This window comes from Desertihabitans aurantiacus, from assembly GCF_003344635.1.
GTDB lineage: Bacteria > Actinomycetota > Actinomycetes > Propionibacteriales > Propionibacteriaceae > Desertihabitans > Desertihabitans aurantiacus.
Map to the genome: position 1 here is coordinate 1 of NZ_QPKK01000081.1, position 14,218 is coordinate 14,218.

11 protein-coding genes are annotated in these 14,218 nt (G+C 75.1%); 6 read left to right on the forward strand and 5 right to left on the reverse strand.

Annotation, left to right across the window (positions count from 1 at the left end; genetic code table 11):
• From DVA66_RS08620 to hflX, 4 genes are all read left to right on the forward strand, one after another.
• The coding region (locus tag DVA66_RS08620) for a hypothetical protein (protein WP_157973916.1) at positions 1 to 942 on the forward strand (942 nt) is incomplete at its 5' end.
• Entirely contained in the window at positions 939 to 1,871 is a 933-nt protein-coding gene (miaA, locus tag DVA66_RS08625) for a tRNA (adenosine(37)-N6)-dimethylallyltransferase MiaA (RefSeq protein ID WP_198671604.1), read from the forward strand. The genes DVA66_RS08620 and miaA, both read left to right, overlap by 4 nt.
• Before the next feature lie 47 nt (positions 1,872 to 1,918).
• Positions 1,919 to 2,764, forward strand: a complete 846-nt coding sequence (dapF, locus tag DVA66_RS08630) for a diaminopimelate epimerase (RefSeq protein WP_114559716.1) — start codon at positions 1,919 to 1,921, stop codon at positions 2,762 to 2,764.
• Positions 2,765 to 2,816: 52 nt separating this feature from the next.
• Complete coding sequence (gene hflX, locus DVA66_RS08635; protein WP_114559717.1) at positions 2,817 to 4,325, forward strand: GTPase HflX; 1,509 nt, start codon at positions 2,817 to 2,819, stop codon at positions 4,323 to 4,325.
• Between the two features lie 111 nt (positions 4,326 to 4,436).
• Here the strand turns inward: hflX and DVA66_RS08640 are convergent, their stop codons facing one another.
• Positions 4,437 to 5,249: a methyltransferase domain-containing protein gene (locus tag DVA66_RS08640; RefSeq protein ID WP_114559718.1), complete on the reverse strand. Its 813-nt coding sequence runs from the start codon at positions 5,247 to 5,249 to the stop codon at positions 4,437 to 4,439.
• Positions 5,250 to 5,283: 34 nt separating this feature from the next.
• Here DVA66_RS08640 and DVA66_RS08645 point away from each other — a divergent pair, with 34 nt between their 5' ends.
• Positions 5,284 to 6,258 (forward strand): diacylglycerol/lipid kinase family protein, encoded by a 975-nt coding sequence (locus DVA66_RS08645; RefSeq protein ID WP_157973917.1) that lies wholly within the window; start codon positions 5,284 to 5,286, stop codon positions 6,256 to 6,258.
• A gap of 19 nt (positions 6,259 to 6,277) precedes the next feature.
• Here DVA66_RS08645 and DVA66_RS08650 read toward each other — a convergent pair whose 3' ends face one another.
• Positions 6,278 to 7,588, reverse strand: a complete 1,311-nt coding sequence (locus tag DVA66_RS08650; protein WP_232821850.1) for a glycosyltransferase — start codon at positions 7,586 to 7,588, stop codon at positions 6,278 to 6,280.
• 2 nt (positions 7,589 to 7,590) lie between these two features.
• A complete protein-coding gene (locus tag DVA66_RS08655) occupies positions 7,591 to 9,807 on the reverse strand; it encodes a glycoside hydrolase domain-containing protein (protein WP_114559720.1) in 2,217 nt (738 codons plus the stop codon).
• A gap of 252 nt (positions 9,808 to 10,059) precedes the next feature.
• On the opposite strand from DVA66_RS08655, the gene DVA66_RS08660 reads away from it, so the two are divergent.
• Entirely contained in the window at positions 10,060 to 12,114 is a 2,055-nt protein-coding gene (locus DVA66_RS08660) for an ATP-dependent DNA helicase (protein WP_114559725.1), read from the forward strand.
• Positions 12,115 to 12,130: 16 nt separating this feature from the next.
• On the opposite strand, the gene DVA66_RS08665 is transcribed toward DVA66_RS08660, so the two are convergent.
• Entirely contained in the window at positions 12,131 to 12,889 is a 759-nt protein-coding gene (locus DVA66_RS08665) for a hypothetical protein (RefSeq protein WP_114559721.1), read from the reverse strand.
• A 39-nt stretch (positions 12,890 to 12,928) separates the two neighbouring features.
• Entirely contained in the window at positions 12,929 to 13,747 is an 819-nt protein-coding gene (lexA, locus tag DVA66_RS08670) for a transcriptional repressor LexA (RefSeq protein ID WP_114559722.1), read from the reverse strand.
• Positions 13,748 to 14,218 lie beyond the last annotated feature (471 nt).

The following is a 14,218-nucleotide window of genomic DNA, read 5'->3' on the forward strand; positions in this document are numbered from 1 at the left end:
GCCGGCGGCGACGACCCGGGGCACCGGCTGGCAGAGCTGGAGCGGTTCTGGCAGGGCTCCGAGCCCGCTGGGCCCGAGCAGCCGGCCCGGTTGCGGGTCGGGAGGTGGCGCGCCTCCGGGGAGCCGGAGGAGCCGGCGTCGCGGCCGGACGCCGGGCAGCGGCTGCAGCAGGTCGTCTCGCGGATGGTGGCCGAGGGCAGCCCGGCCGAGCGCCACCTGCTGCTGCGCGCGGCCGAGCTGCGGGCGGTGATCGAGCACCCCGAGCGGGACGGGTCGGCCGAACCCGCCGTGCCACCCACCCCGGTGCTGGACTGGGTGCTCGGGCTGGCCGACGAGGAGGAGCCCGCCCACCGCGCCCGGGCACTGGAGTGGCTGCGACCGCACCTGCGCGAGCAGGCCGAGCAGCTCCCGCCGGCGCTGGAGCACGCGCCGGTCGAGGTCGTGATCCGCCGTGGCGGATGGAAGCTGACCGGCGACCAGCACGGGTTGGACACCGAGGCGGTCCGCCGGGCGCGGGCGGAGGTGGGTGCCTTGCGCCCCGGGCGTCCCGTGCCGGCCATCGGGTGCTTCGCCGGCGCCGGAGCGGCGCTGGTGCTGGGTCTGCTCGCACTCTCCGGCGCGCAGGAGCTCGCGGTGGTGCTGCTGGTGCTCGCCGTCGTCCTGGTGGGCGGGGGGTGGTTCCTGCTGCGCCGGCACCGGCATCAGTTCCTCGACGAGCAGCAAGAACGGCGTGAGCAGCTCGACCGGGCCGTCGAGGAGGCCGAGCAGCGGCTCAGCACCGCCCGGACCACGCAGGAGCAGGACCAGCAGGAGTACCGGAGCCGGCGCGAGGGTCTGCTGGCCCGCCTGAGCGAGCCCGCGCTGCCCGCCGAGGAGCTCGAGCCGCTGCCGCTCGGACGTCGCGCGCTGGCCGATCCGGGGCCGTCCGAGCCCAGGTCGTGAGCCCGCAGCACGGGCTGCTCAGCCTGATCGGCCCCACCGCGTCGGGCAAGACCCGCCTGGCCGTCGACGTCGCCCTCGCGCTGCGCGCCGGCGGACGGCCGGCGGAGGTGGTCAACACCGACTCGATGCTGGTCTACCGCGGCATGGACATCGGCACCGCCAAACCGACCGAGGCCGAGCGCCGCGGCGTCCCGCACCACCTCATCGACGTCCTCGACGTCACCCAGACCGCCTCGGTCGCCGAGTTCCAGACGATGGCGCGGGCCGCGGTGGAGGACTGCCACCGCCGCGGGGTGCTGCCGGTGCTGGTGGGGGGCTCTGCCCTCTACGTGCGGGCCGTCCTCGACGACCTCGACTTCCCGGGCACCGACCCGGCGGTGCGGGCGCGGCTGGAGGAGGAGCTCGCCACCGAGGGGCTGGAGGTGCTGCGCGAGCGGCTGGTCCGCCTCGCGCCCGAGGCGGCCGCCCGGATCGAACCCGGCAACGCCCGGCGGATCGTCCGGGCGCTGGAGGTGGTCGAGCTCACCGGCGGCTTCACCGCCGAGCTGCCGGAGCCGCGCTACCACCGCCCCGGCACCGTCCAGGTCGGGCTGCAGCTGGACCGGGCCGAGATGGACGCCCGGATCGAGCGGCGGGTCGACCAGATGTGGGCCGACGGGCTGGTCGCCGAGGTGCGGGCGCTGGAGGCGGCCGGGCTGCGGGAGGGCCGGACGGCCTCGCGCGCGCTGGGCTACCGGCAGGTGCTGGAGCACCTGGCGGGGGAGTGCACCGAGGAGGAGGCCCGCCAGCGCACGGTGGCCGGCACCCGCCGCTTCGCCCGCAAACAGCTCGGCTGGTTCCGCCGCGACCCCCGGATCATCTGGCTGGACGCCCTCGCGCCGCCGGAGCAGCTCCTCGACGCGGTGCTGACGCTGCTGCCGGGGCGCTGACCGGACGACGGCCGGGGCGTTGGGCCCGGTCGGGCAGGATGGGGCCCATGCGCAGCTGGCCGTTCGCCAAGGGTCACGGCACCCACAACGACTTCGTGCTGGTGGTCGACCGGCACGGGCTCCTCGACCCCTCCGACGACGACGTCCGCTGGTTGTGCGACCGGCGGGCAGGGGTGGGCGGTGACGGGCTGCTGCGCGCGATCAAGGCCGAGCACATCGCCGAGTGGGACGGCGACCCGTCGCTGTGGTTCATGGACTACCGCAACGCCGACGGCTCGGTGGCCGAGATGTGCGGCAACGGCGTGCGGGTGTTCGCCCGGATGCTGATCGAGGACGGTCTGGCCGACGGTCCCGAGGTGCCGGTCGCCACCCGCGCGGGATTGCGTCCGGTCACCGTCACCGCCGGCGGCTACCGGGTGGCGATGGGCCCGGTCACGGTCGAGCCGGACGCGGTCCAGATCACCGTCGGCGGCGAGGGCTCGGCGCACCGCTGGCGGGCCTCGGCGGTCGACGTCGGCAACCCGCACGCCGTGGTGCTGCTCGACGACGGACCGGAGACGCCGTCGCTGGGGAGCCTCGACCTGCGGCCCGCCCCGCGCTGGGAGCCGGCCGAGCGGTTCCCCGACGGGGCCAACGTCGAGGTGGTCGAGGTGGTCGACGAGCGGCACCTGCGGATGCGGGTGCACGAGCGCGGGTCGGGGGAGACGATGTCCTGCGGCACCGGCACGGTCGCGGTCGCCGCGGCGCACGCCGCCACCCTCGGCGTGTCCGAGGGGACCTGGCGGGTCGACGTCCCGGGCGGCACCGTCACCGTCGAGCTGGCCGACGGGCGGGCCTGGCTGACCGGCCCGGCCGAGATCGTCGCCCGGGGTGAGGTGCTGCTGCCCGGCTGAGGACGTAAACGTCTGGTCGGCCCTCACACGCCGCGAGTAGGCTGGTCCGACGATGACAGCACTCCCGCACTCCGGCGGCTCCCGCTTCGAGCCCGACCTCGACGACCTCCGCCCGCTCGACACCGACGACGACGTCCTCGACGAGCGCGACGACGACCTGCTCGACCCCGACGGCCCCGACCCGGACGCGCTCGACCCGGATGGGGACCAGCTCGACCTGGAGGCCCGCCACTCGCTGCGCCGGGTCGCCGGGCTGTCCACCGAGCTCTCCGACGTCACCGAGGTCGAGTACCGCCAGCTGCGGCTCGAGCGGGTGGTGCTGGTCAGCGTGTGGACCACCGGCAGCGAGGTGGACGCCGACAACGCGATGGCCGAGCTGAAGCTGCTGGCCGAGACCGCCGGCAGCCACGTCCTGGAGGGTCTGGTGCAGCGTCGCCCGCGGCCCGACGCCGCCACCTACATCGGACGCGGCAAGGTGGAGGAGCTGCGCGAGGTGGTCGTGGCCACCGGCGCCGACACGGTGATCTGCGACGGCGAGCTGACCGCGGCCCAGCTGCGCAACCTGGAGGACCGGGTCAAGGTCAAGGTGATCGACCGGACCGCGCTGATCCTCGACATCTTCGCCTCCCACGCCAAGAGCGCGGAGGGCAAGGCCCAGGTCGAGCTGGCCCAGCTGCAGTACCTCAAGCAGCGGCTGCGCGGCTGGGGTGGCAACCTCTCCCGGCAGGCCGGTGGACGGGCCGCCGCCGGCGGTGGCATCGGTGGTCGTGGTCCCGGTGAGACCAAGCTCGAGACCGACCGCCGACGGATCAACACCCGGATCGCCCAGCTGCGGGCCCGGCTGCGCGACCTCGACTCCACCCGCACCACCAAGCGGGCCGAGCGGGTCCGCAACCAGGTGCCGTCGGTGGCCATCGTCGGCTACACCAACGCCGGCAAGTCCAGCCTGCTCAACCGGCTGACCTCGGCCGGGGTGCTGGTCGAGGACGCCCTGTTCGCCACCCTCGACCCGACCACCCGACGCACCGAGACAGCCGACTCGCGGGTGTACACGCTGACCGACACCGTCGGCTTCGTCCGCCACCTCCCGCACGACCTGGTCGAGGCCTTCGCCTCCACGCTGGAGGAGACCTCGCGGGCCGACCTGCTGGTGCACGTGGTGGACGCCGCCGACCCCGACCCCGAAGGCCAGATCACCGCGGTCCGCAAGGTGCTCGCCGACATCGGCGCCGCCTCCGTGCCGGAGCTGATGGTCTTCAACAAGGCCGACCTGGCCAGCCCGGACACGCTCACCGTGCTGCGCACGCACCACCCGGACTCGGTCGTCGTGTCCGCCCGCACCGGGCAGGGCACCGACGAGCTGCGCCGGCAGGTCGAGCAGCGGCTGCCCCGGCCCGAGGTCGAGGTGCGCGCCCTGGTGCCGTACGCCCGCGGCGACCTCATCGACCGGATCCACACCACCGGGGAGTTCATCACCAGCGAGCACACCGCGGAGGGGACCCGCCTGGTGGCCCGCGTGCACGCCGACCTCGCCGCCGACCTGGAGCGCTACGCCGTCTGACGGCCCCAGCGCCCTGAGCCACCCGATCCCAGCGCCCTGAGCCACCCGATCCCAGCGCCCTGAGCCACCCGATCCCAGCGCCCTGAGCCTGTCGAAGGGCGAGCACCCGGCTCAGACCTCGGCGACCACCTCGCCGTGCAGCAGGGAGATCCACCCGTCGGGGTGCTCGGCCCAGGCCCGCCAGCCGTCGGCGATCCGCTCCAGGTCGCCCGCGGTGGCGTAGCCGTCGGCGACCGCCTGCTCGGCCATCGCCGAGGTGGTGACCCGGTCGGCCCACATCCCGCCCCACCACGCCCGGTCCTCGGGGGTGGCGAAGCACCAGGTGCTGGAGCCGAGGTGCAGCCGGGTCAGCCCCGCCTCCCGCGCCCAGGCGTGCAACCGTCGGCCGGCGTCCGGCTCGCCGCCGTTGGCCCGGGCCACCTGCTGGTAGAGCGCCATCCAGGCGTCCAGCTCGGGCAGCCGCGGCCACCAGGTGAAGGCGGCGTAGTCGGAGTCGCGCACCGCCACCACCCCACCCGGCCGGGTCACCCGTGCCATCTCGGCCAGCGCGCGCACCGGGTCGGCCACGTGCTGCAGCACCTGGTGGGCGTGCACCACGTCGAAGGTGCCGTCGGGCAGGTCGAGGGCGTGCACGTCACCCACCACCAGCTCTGCGGCCACCCCGCGCCCGGCCAGCCCGGTCCGGGTCACCTCCAGCGCGGACGGCGTCGCCTCCAGCGCGGTCACCGGCCCAGGGGCCACCCGCTCGGCCAGGTCGGCCGTCAGCGTGCCGGGACCGGCCCCCACGTCGAGCAGCGCCAGCCCCGGCCGAAGCCGGTCGAGCAGGTAGGCCGCCGAGTTCTCCGCGGTGCGCCAGCGGTGCGAGCGCAGCACGCTCTCCGCGTGGCCGTGGGTGTAGCGGTGCGCGCCGGCAGGGTCGGTCATGCGCCGCAGCCCACCACTGCCTGATACTGCCGTGGTGACCGACTCAGCCAGTGGGACGCCCCGACCCGGGCGGCAGCACCCCGACCAGCCGCGCGCGGACCTGACGGACGCGGACGCACCGGTGCTGGTGCTCGCCAACGCCGCCGCGGGCTCGGCGGACGACGCCGAGGTGACGGCGGTGCTCAGGCGGCTCCGCGAGCTGTCCGACGTCGAGGTGGCCGTGCCGGGGCCCGACGGGGAGCTCGCGGAGCTGGTGAGCGGTGCCGCCGGCCGCTCCGTCGTCGTGGTCGGTGGGGACGGGTCGCTGAACGCGGTGCTGCAGGCGATGGTCGAGCGGGACGTGCTGGCGACGGCGGGCCCGCTCGGGCTGGTGCCGATGGGCACCGGCAACGACTTCGCCCGCGGGCACGGCATCCCGTTGGATCCCGGGCGGGCGGTCGAGGTCGCCCTCACCGGGCCGACCCGGCCGATGGGTCTGCTGCACGACGACCAGGGCCGGGTGGTGGTCAACGTGGTGCACGTCGGGGTGGCGGCCGAGGCCACGGCCTACGCCCGGGAGGTCAAGGGTGTGCTCGGCCGGACCGGCTACCTCCTCGGCGCGGTGCGGGCCGGCATCGGTGCCCGTGGCTGGCGGTTGCGGCTGCTGGTCGACGGCGAGGTGGTGCTCGACGGTGCCTCGCGGACGCTGATGGTCTCGGTGGCGCTCGGCAGCTCGGTGGGCGGAGGGACGCCGGTGGCCCCGACGGCGACCCCGGACGACGAGCTGGCCGATGTCGTCGTCTGCACCGCCACCGGCTGGGCCAGCCGGCTGGCGTTCGCCCGCGACCTGCGGGCCGGTCGGCACCTCGAGCGCGCGGACGTCCGGCTGCTGCGGGGACGTCGGGTGCAGGTCGAGGCCGTGGCGGAGGACACCTTCAGGGTGAACGCCGACGGCGACCTGGTGGGCCGTCGCCGGCACAGCACCTGGACCCTGCAGCCGCGGGCCTGGTGCGTCCGGACCGCCGGCTGAGCCCGGGCCGGGACCGGGGTCAGGCCACCTCGCCCACGGGGGCGTCGAGGACCCGGGAGAACAGGGCGTCGAAGACGACGAACCGGTCGAACTGGAGCGCGAACGCCCTCGCCCGTCGCGCCGTCTCGGCCCGGCGCTGCTCCGACCAGTCGCAGACCACCTCGTCCAGGGCGGCCCGGACGGCGTCCGGGTCGGAGGTGGGCACGACCACCGCGGTGTCGCCGACGGCCTCGAGGATGCCGCCGGTGTCGCAGGTGATCACCGGTCCTCCGCCGGCCAGCATCGACTCCACCAGCGCGATCCCGAAGGTCTCGACGAACTCCGGCTGCGGCCGGCTGGGCAGCACGAACGCCGCCGAGCCGGCCATCAGCGCCGGCTTCTCCGCGTCGTCGACATCGGTGAGCAGGTCGACCCGGTCGGCCACCCCGGAGTCGGCGACCCAGCGGCGCAGGTCGTCCTCCTTCGGCCCGCGGCCGGCGATCACCAGCCGGAGCCGCTCGCTGGTCCGGCTGCCGACGTAGCCGCCGAGCAGGTCGTCCAGCCCCTTGGCCGAGGCCAGCCGGGAGAGGAAGAGCACGTAGCCGCCGGGGGTCAGCCCGCGCCGCTGGAGCACCCGCCGGGTCTGCTCGGGGTCCAGCCCGGTGTAGGCGGCGGTGTCGATGGCGGGGTAGGAGACGCCGACCCGGGCGGCCAGCTCGTCGGCGAAGGAGGTGCCGCTGAGCGCGTCCAGCCGACGGGCCTCGGAGACCACCAGGTCCTTGGTGTAGCGGGAGACCGCGACGCAGACGTCGCTGTCGAGGTAGCTGGTGAGCACGTGCGCGGCGGCGCCGTGCCGGCCGTGGGCGACGCAGTCGCGGACGACGTTGGTGATGTCGGAGCCGACCGCCTCCGCGATCGTCACCACGTCGGAGCCGAGCCGGCGGGCGATCCGGGCGGCGTCGCTGACGGCCACCGTGTGCGGGCTGAGGTAGAGCGACATCGCCACCGTCGGGACGCCGTCGGTGAACAGCTCGACCAGCCGGCCGGTGAGCCCGGCCAGGTGCCGGCCGTCGGGCACCCGGTAGTCGCCGACGGGTTCGGGACGCTCCACCGTGATCCCCGGGCTGTAGGGGGTGACGGTCTCCAACGGCTTGAGCGGCAGGCCGCTCGCCTCGAGCCGGTCGATCGTCCAGGTGACGATGCGGACGTCGGTGAAGCCCCGCTGCAGGGCCACCTCGGCCAGGCAGCGGGCCTCTCCGGAGTGGCCGCAGATGACGGGGTCGGCGCGGACGACGAGGACGAGCCGGCGTCCGGCCGGTTCGCCCGGCAGGGCGGGGACGGGAGCGGACACGGTCACCTCCGGGTGGGGTCGGGTGGTCGGGGGTCGGACGTCGAGGGCGGGCGGTGCTGCCGGCCCCAGCCGCTCGGCTCGCGGCCGAGGGTGAACACCAGCTCCTTGGCCTCCCGCAGCTCCGCGGCGCTGAGCCAGGCCCGCTCCAGCGGCCGGCCGTCGAGGGTGACCGACTGCACGTGGTCGACCCGTCCCGGCCGCGGTGGGGTCAGACCGCGGGCGTGCACGGCGAGCTCGGCGTCCTCCAGCACGAGGCTGGCCGAGGGCACCGCCGGCGGGTGCAGCAGGAACAGCGACTGCCCCGGTGCCGGGAACAGCCCGAGGGTGGCCCACACGTACCAGGCGCTCAGCCCGCCGGAGTCGTCGTTGCCGGGCAGCCCGCCGCGACCGGTGCCGAACTGGGAGCGCAGCACCTGCTGCACCACCTCCGCGGTGCGGTCGGGGCGTCCGGCCCAGTGGTAGGCCCACGGGGCGTCGTAGTCGGGCTCGTTGTTCAGGCCCTCGAAGCGGCCCAGGGCGTAGCCGGCCTGCAGCTCGGCGCTGGTCGGTCCGACCCCGGGCTGGCGCACCGGCGGCTGGCCGTAGCCGAAGAAGCGGTCCAGCATCGCCACGAACGGCGTGTCGCCGCCGGCCAGCTCGATCCTGGCGCGCATGTCGTGCAGCAGCCGGAAGGAGTAGTTCCACCGGCCGCCCTCGTAGAAGGTCGAGTCGACCAGCAGCCCGGTGTCGGGGTCGAAGGCGTTGATCCAGCCGCCCGCCAGACCGGACAGCTGCCGGGCCAGGGCGCGGTCGCCGACCCGGCGGGCCACCGCGGCCGTGGCGTGGTAGGCCATCGCCAGGTCGAGGGTGTGGCTGATCGGGTGGGCCACCTGGTGCACCAGGTAGTCCTCGCCGTAGGTACGGCGCAGGTCGGCCTCGAGGTGGACCAGCGCCCAGTCCCAGTCGATGCCGGAGACGCCGCGCTCGCACAGGTCGGCCAGCAGCAGGTGCGCCAGGGCGCTGGCCTGCCGGGAGAACCGGTCGGCGCCCTTGGCCATCCGGTAGCCGATCGGCAGGTTCCCCTCCTCCTCGCAGACGGTGAGCAGCGAGACCGCCAGGTCGGTGGCGCGCTGGGGGAACAGCAGGGTCAGCAGCGGCAGCTGGGTGCGGTAGATGTCCCACATCGTGCAGACGTCGAAGACCCACGGCCCGTCGCCGGTCCAGCCCGGCGCCTCGTCGGGGGCGGAGCACGGCTTGATCAGCGAGTGGTAGAGGGCGGTGGCGAGCACCGTCTCCTGCTCCCCGCTGACCGGCTCCACCTGCACCCGCCCGAGGTGGCTGCGCCAGGCGTCCTCGGTGGCCCGGCGGCGCCAGCCGAACGCGGTCACCCGCCGGCCGAGGTCGGCGTCGTGGTTGGCCCGCGCCTGCTCGCAGCCGCGCAGCGACCAGCCCATCCGCACCTCGACCACCTGGTCGGCCCGGCTGGGCCCGCTCCACACCATCCCGAAGGGGCGCAGCGTGGTGGGCCGGATGCCGTCCAGGTCGAGCCGGGTGCCGCCGGGCATCAGCCGCCGGTCGTACCACAGCAGCTGTCGCCAGCCCGGGGCGTGCACCTGGACGTGGGTGGCCAGCGGGACGCCCTCGACGGTGATCTCGCCCTCGGCCACGCCGGGGGCCAGCATCGCCAGGTGGGCGCGCAGCGGGACGGTCCGGCTGTGCGGCAGGGCGAGCCCGCCGATGGAGGCGTCCACCACGACCCGAGCCCGTTCCGAGGCCGGGAAGATGTAGCGGTGCACCGCCGACTTGGGTCCGACGGTGAGCTCGCAACGGATGCCCGAGCCGAGCGTGCCGGCCCAGAAGCCGGGACGGGCCACCTCGTCGCGGACCGGCCAGGTGGTGCCCAGGGCGTCCAGCGGCTCGAGCATCGGGGTGACCCGGAAGTAGTTGTAGTACTTGCGGATGGCGCCGGTGCCGGACTGCTGGAAGTGGGTGAACCCGCTGGCCACGATCTCGTCGTGGACGGTGCGCGGGACCCCCTCCGTGTTGAAGTCGTAGCGGCCGTAGCCGGTGGGGTAGGCGCCGGAGTAGGGGCACACCGAGACCATCCCGAAGGGGTGGGTGGCTCCCGGGTGGGTGTTGCCGATCTGCGGCTTGGGCCACCACCAGGTGGCGGCCAGGCCGTCCGGGGCCGGCAGCCGGGTGGCCTCGGTGCCGATGAACGGGTCGACGGCGTCGTACACCCCTGCCTCCTCCCGCCGTGGTCGGTCGTCCTCGACGCTAGGTCGGCCACGTTGCAGCCGTGTGTCCGCCGGAGGTCCACCCGGTGACGTCGGGCAGCCGGGCGGCACGCTGTGGAGAACCCGTCCGGGCCTGGCCGGGCCGGATACGGTGATCGGGTGCCTCCCACCTCCACGACGTCCGCCGGTCACCGCGACGTGCTGCAGGCCGCGGTCGGGGGCATCGGCGGCACGGCGCGTCCCGGGCAGCAGGAGATGGCCGACGCCATCGCCTCGACCCTGCGCACCGGCCAGCACCTGCTCGTGCAGGCCGGCACCGGCACCGGCAAGTCGCTGGGCTACCTCGCCCCGGTGCTGGCCCACCTCACCGATCACCCCGAGGAGCGGGTGGTCATCGCCACCGCCACGCTGGCCCTGCAGACCCAGCTCGCGCACAAGGACATCCCGGCCGCCCTCGACGCGGTGGAGGAGGTGACCGGACGCCGGCCCCGGCACGCCGTGCTCAAGGGACGTTCCAACCACGCCTGCCTGCTGCGGGTGCGCGACGGCGTCGTCGACGAGCAGGAGGCGCTGGTCACCGGCTCGGACCTGATGGCGATGGTGCAGGACGCGCCTGCCGGCGCGCTGGTCCAGGACGCGTCCGCCACCGACGCGCCGACCAGCAGCGGGCCCACCGGGGCGGAGACCGTCCCGGTCACCGGCGGCACCGGCTCGGGCGGGTCGGCCGTCGGCGCCCAGGTGGTGGCGCTGCGGGAGTGGGCCGAGCAGCAGGCCGAGCAGGGCGGCCTGGCCGACCGCGACGACGCGCCCAGCCACAGCCCGCGGGCCTGGGCGCAGGTCTCGGTGCCGGTCCGGGAGTGCCTGGGGGCCTCGCGCTGCCCGTGGGGCGAGGTCTGCTTCGTGGAGAAGTCGCGGGAGCGGGCCCGGGAGGCCGACCTCGTCGTCACCAACCACGCGCTGCTGGCGATCGACGCCATGCACGGCGGCACCGCCATCCCCGAGTACTCCGCGGTGGTCATCGACGAGGCCCACGAGCTGGTGGCCCGGGTCACCGGGGCGGCCTCCGGGGAGCTCAGCCCGGCCCAGGTGGAGCGGGTGGCCAAGCGGTGCCTGACCTGGCTGGACGACGACCTGGGCGGGGAGTTCCTCGACAGCGCCGACACGCTACGGGTCGCCCTCGACGCGGCGGTGCCGGAACGGATCACCGACCCCGGGCACGGCTGCGTCGACGCCTGCCGCCGGATCCGCGACGTCGCCCGCCGGGTGGTCTCGGTGCTGGGCAAGGGTGGCCAGGGCGCCTCGCAGGCCACCGACGAGCCGGAGAAGCGGCAGGCCGCCGCGGTCGCCCAGGAGGTGTTCGACCTCGCCGAGCGGATGGCGGCGCTGGCCGAGGCCGACGTGGTGTGGGTGGTCGACCGCGAGCGTGCCGGCCGCGAGCTGCGGGTGGCACCGCTCAGCGTCGCCGGGCTGATGCGCAGCCACGTGCTCAGCCAGCACCCCACGGTGCTCACCTCGGCCACCCTGCAGCTCGGGGGCAGCTTCGACGCCACCGCCGGCTCGGTCGGGCTGTGGCCGGGGGAGCGCACCGACGACCCCGACCCCGGCGAGCAGACCGAGGAGACGCTGAGCTGGCGGGGGATCGACGTCGGCTCGCCCTTCGACTACCGGCGTCAGGGCATCCTCTACCTGGCCCGTCACCTGCCGCCGCCGCGGCGGGACGGGATCAGCGAGGAGACGCTGGCCGAGGTGGCCGAGCTGGTCTGGGCAGCCGGCGGGCGCACGCTCGGGCTGTTCGCCTCGCAGCGCTCGGCCGAGGTGGCCGCCGACCACGTCCGCCGCCAGCTCAAGGACCACACCGTGCTGTGCCAGGGCGAGGCGAACCTGCCCGAGCTGACCCGCCGCTTCGTCGAGGAGCCGGCCACCAGCCTGTTCGGCACCGTCTCGCTGTGGCAGGGGATCGACGTGCCCGGCGACACGTGTGAGCTGGTGATCATCGACAAGCTGCCGTTCCCGCGCCCGGACGACCCGCTGATGCAGGCCCGCCAGCAGGCGGTCACCGAGCGGGGCGGCAACGGCTTCATGCAGGTCGCCGCCACCCACGCCGCGCTGCTGATGGCCCAGGGGGCGGGACGGCTGATCCGCCGGGCCAGCGACCGGGGGGTGGTCGCCGTCCTCGACCCGCGGCTGGTCACCGCGCGCTACGGCAGCTTCCTGCGCTCCTCGATGCCGCCGATGTGGTCGACCACCGACCGCGAGGTGGCCGTGCAGGCGCTGCGGCGGCTGCAGGAGGCCCGGGCCGAGCAGGCCTGACCGGTCGCTCCCCGGGTCAGTCCCGCACCGGCTCGTCCCAGGGTGCGGTGCAGAACAGCACCGACCACGGGCTGCAGCCGATCCCGCGCTCGGGGAGCACCGTGCGGGTGGTGACCACCGCCACCCAGTCCTGGCCCGGTTCCAGGTCCTCCAGCGCGATGGTCTCCCCGCCCGTGCCGTCGGCGCCGTCGGTGCGCAGCTGGTAGCACCGGTCGTCGGCGACCGCCGTTGCCGGGACCCACAGCGTCTCGACCGCCGGCAGGTCGGCCTCGGAGCGCTTCCGCAGCGGGGAGCAGCCGTCGGGCAGCGGTGCGGAGGTGGCCTCGCCGAAGTCGGTGGCGGGCAGCCGCGCGACCAGGGCCTCGGCCGCGGCCCGGTCGGCGACCGGGTGGAGGTCGATGCTGCGCACCGAGCAGGTCTGGGTGTGCTCCTGCACGATCCAGCCCGCGTCGCGGGTGCCGAGCTGGCACTCCAGCGCGAGGTGGCTGTGCCGCGGCGGTGGCCCGCCTGCGGCCGCCACCGCCGTCCGCTGGCGGTCGCGCAGCGCCCTCACCTCCGGCTCGGCGACCGCTCGGTTGTCGCGCACCTCGGCGGCGACCTCTCGGGCCAGCCGGGCCTGCCGGATGGAGCCGACCACCCCGTTGCCCACGTAGGCCAGCACCGGCAGGGCGAGCAGGGCGGCCAGCACGACGAGCACCACCCGGAGCACCCGTGCCCAGCGCGAGCGCGGTACCGGGGCGGACGGGTCGGCGGACAGCTGGTCGGGGCTCGGCACGGGGCGACGCTAGCCGCTCGCCGGGCCAGCCCGGGTGGTTCAGACCCGGCGCAGCACCGTGACGACCTTGCCGAGGACGGTCGCCTCGTTGCCGTCGATCGGCTCGTAGGCCGGGTTGTGCGGCAGCAGCCACACCTGGCCCGGCGTGCGCTTGAAGGTCTTGACGGTGGCCTCCTCGCCGATCAGGGCGGCCACGATGTCACCGTTCTGGGCGTCCGGCTGCTGGCGGACGACCACCCAGTCGCCGTCGCAGATGGCGGCGTCGACCATCGAGTCACCGCGCACCTCGAGCATGAAGAGCGTGCCGTCGCCGACCAGCTGCTTGGGCAGCGGGAAGACGTCCTCCACGACCTCCTCGGCCAGGATCGGACCACCGGCGGCGATCCGCCCGACCACCGGCACCGGCACGGCGGTGGGGAAGGCGTCCGACACCCCGGTCTCGTCCCCGGCGTTGGCCAGCACGGGCGCCTCGTCGGGTGCGGTGCCCACCGACGGCGCACCGGGCAGCAGCACCTCCATGGCGCGGGGACGGTTCGGGTCGCGCCGCAGGTAGCCCTTGGCCTCGAGCACCTTGAGCTGGTGGCTGCCGCTGGACGAGCTGGCCAGACCGACCGCGTCGCACACCTCCCGGATGCTCGGCGGGTAGCCGCGGCGCTCCACCGACTCCTTGATCACCTCGAGGATCCGGCGCTGGCGGGGGGTGAGACCGTGGGCGTCCTCCGGGCCGTCGGGCAGGGAGGTGACGGTGGCCCCGGACTCGGCCAGCTGGGCGGCCACCATCTCGGCGCTGGGACGTCCGCGTCGACGTCCGGAGGGGCGGGTGCTGGGGACGGGCGGCTCATCGGTGCTGCGGACCATGGGGCAGACGCTACGGCTCCGGCGGGCACCAATCAAACACCTGTTCGACCTCGGCGCGTCGCGCCGTTGCGGGCGCCCCCGACGGTGCCCGGGAGGGTCGCGAGCCGCGACCCCGGACGGCGTCGCGCGAAAACTGTCAGTGCCTCCTGGTGGAGTCCTCGACGTCGGCCGACGGGCGCCGACCGGCGGAACCCCGAACACGCGTTCGAACACGCCGGTCGAGGTAGTTGGCACACACGTTCGAATCGAGTAGACAAGGGGTATCGAACATGGGTTCGACGCACCGAGGAGGCAGCATGAGCACCACCATCGTGACCGCTGGTTCGCTGGCGGAGTCCGCGCTGCGGGTCGCCCCGCCGGTCCGCCGGCGGCGGGTGCGTCCGCAGAGCCGGGTCCGACCGACCGGGGCTGGTGCGCCGGAGCTGCGCACCCCGGTCGGGGCGCCGCGGGCCTGCCGGGTGTCGGCGCCGG